General features: G+C 68.9%; 1 protein-coding gene. It reads right to left on the bottom strand.

All coding sequences use genetic code 11. The features are described 5' to 3' along the window. The coding region (locus ACH4TL_RS45770) for a type I polyketide synthase (protein ID WP_398425552.1) at positions 1–2,405 on the bottom strand (2,405 nt) is incomplete at both ends.

Below are 2,405 nucleotides of genomic sequence, written 5' to 3'. Positions count from 1 at the left end.
AGCGCCGCACCCGGCAGCAGCACCACACCCGACACCGCGTGATCAGCCAGCCACGGCTGAACAGCCAACGACAACCGACCACTGCACACCACACCCCCGGAGTCGGGAACACTCACGACGGAGCTGAGCAATGGATGGCCTACCGACAGGGCGAGGTCGCCCGCAGATTCGTCCGGGATGAGCCAGTAGCGCTGCCGCTGGAAGGCGTACGTCGGCAGGTCGACACGACGCGCACCCGTCCCCGCGAACACCTGCTCCCAATCCACCTCGACACCACGCGCATGGAGCCGCCCGACGGCAGTCAGCAGCGCACGAGCCTCGTCGGCGACATCACGGCGCAGGGTCGGTACGCCGTCCTGCCCCACCATCGCGGTCAAGACGCCGTCGGGGCCCAGCTCCAGGAAGGTGGCCACTCCCTGCTTCCGCAGGACCTCCACGCCGTCGGCGAAGCGGACCGTCCCACGGACGTGCTCGACCCAGTACTCCGGCGAGCACAGACGCTCGGGGTCGGCCACCTCGCCGGTCAGGTTCGACACCACCGGAAGGCTCGGCGGGTTGTACGACAGACCGGCCGCGACCTGGCGGAAGTCATCCAACATCCCGTCCATCAGCGGCGAGTGGAAGGCGTGCGACACCCGCAGCCGCTTGGTCCGGCGCCCCTCAAAGCGTCCGGCCACCGCCATGACCGCATCCTCGACGCCGGACAGCACCAGCGACGTCGGCCCATTGATCGCTGCGATGCTCACGCCCTCGGTCAACAGCGGGGCAACCTCGTCCTCGGTGGCCTCGACCGCCACCATCACACCGCCCTCGGGAAGCGCCTGCATCAGGCGGCCCCGAGCCACCACCAAAGCCGCCGCATCCTCCAACGACCACACACCCGCCACATACGCGGCCACAACCTCGCCAATCGAATGCCCCGCGACAAAGTCAGGCCGCACACCCCACGACTCCACCAGCCGGAACAGCGCCACCTCCACCGCGAACAGAGCAGGCTGGGCGAATCCTGTCTGGTCCAGCAGCTCGGACTCGCCGAAGACGACCTCCTTCAACGACCGACCGAGGACAACGTCCACCGCAGCGCACACCTGGTCGAACGCCTCCGTGAACACCGGGTACGCCGCGTACAGCTCACGCCCCATACCGATCCGCTGCGACCCCTGACCCGTGAAGGCGATGCCCAGCCGACCGGAAGCCGCCGCCTCACCGCGCACCGTGGCCAGCGCACCCCGCGCCGCATCGGCGGAGTCCGCCACCACCACCGCACGGTGATCAAAGTGCGCCCGCGACACCGCCAACGAATACGCCACGTCCACCAGGCTCAGGGCGTCGTCCGCCTCCAGATGGGCAGCCAATCGCTCCGCCTGCTTCTGCAAGCTCTCCGGCGACTTGCCCGACAGCACCAGCGGCACCGCCCCACCGGACACCACACGCTCGGCAACGTCCTCCTCGACGGCGGCCTCAAGGATCACGTGCGCGTTCGTCCCGCTGATACCGAACGAAGACACCGCCGCACGCCTCGGCCGATCCACCTCCGGCCACTCACGCGACTCCGTCAGCAGCTCCACCGCACCCGCCGACCAATCCACCTTCGGCGACGGCGCATCGACGTGCAGGGTCTTCGGCAGCACACCGTGCCGCATCGCCTCGACCATCTTGATGATCCCGGCCACACCCGCCGCAGCCTGCGCATGCCCGATGTTCGACTTCAACGACCCCAACCACAGCGGACGATCCGCCGCACGCTCCTGCCCGTACGTCGCCAGCAACGCCTGCGCCTCGATCGGGTCACCCAGCGACGTACCCGTACCGTGCGCCTCCACCGCGTCGATGTCCGTGCCCGTCAGGCGAGCATTGGCGAGCGCCTGCCGGATCACACGCTGCTGCGACGGACCATTCGGCGCCGTGATGCCGTTCGACGCACCGTCCTGATTCACCGCGGTGCCCCGCACCACCGCGAGCACCTGGTGACCGTTCGCCCGAGCATCCGACAACCGCTCCAGCAACAACAGCCCAACGCCCTCGGCCCACGCCGTCCCGTCCGCACCGGCCGCGAACGACTTGCACCGACCATCCGTAGCAAGACCACGCTGCTGCGAGAACTGAACGAAGGCGATGGGCGTCGACATGACGGCCACGCCGCCTGCCAAGGCCAGGGAGCATTCTCCGGATTGCAGGGCCTGGACGGCGGAATGCAATGCCACCAACGACGACGAGCACGCCGTATCCACCGTCACAGAGGGGCCTTCGAGGCCAAGGGCGTAGGACACGCGGCCCGAGACCAGGCTGCCCGCGGCGACGGCCTCGGAATAGTCGTGGTACATGGCTCCGGCGAAGACTCCGGTCCGGCTCCCGCGCAGCGAGGTCGGATCGATACCGGCCCGCTCCAGCACCTCCCACGACAC

Source organism: Streptomyces sp. NPDC021115 (assembly GCF_044333065.1).
In the GTDB taxonomy this organism is placed as follows: domain Bacteria; phylum Actinomycetota; class Actinomycetes; order Streptomycetales; family Streptomycetaceae; genus Streptomyces.
The sequence above is the reverse complement of the archived record's forward strand: the minus strand, read 5'-3'. Positions and strand labels throughout refer to the sequence as shown.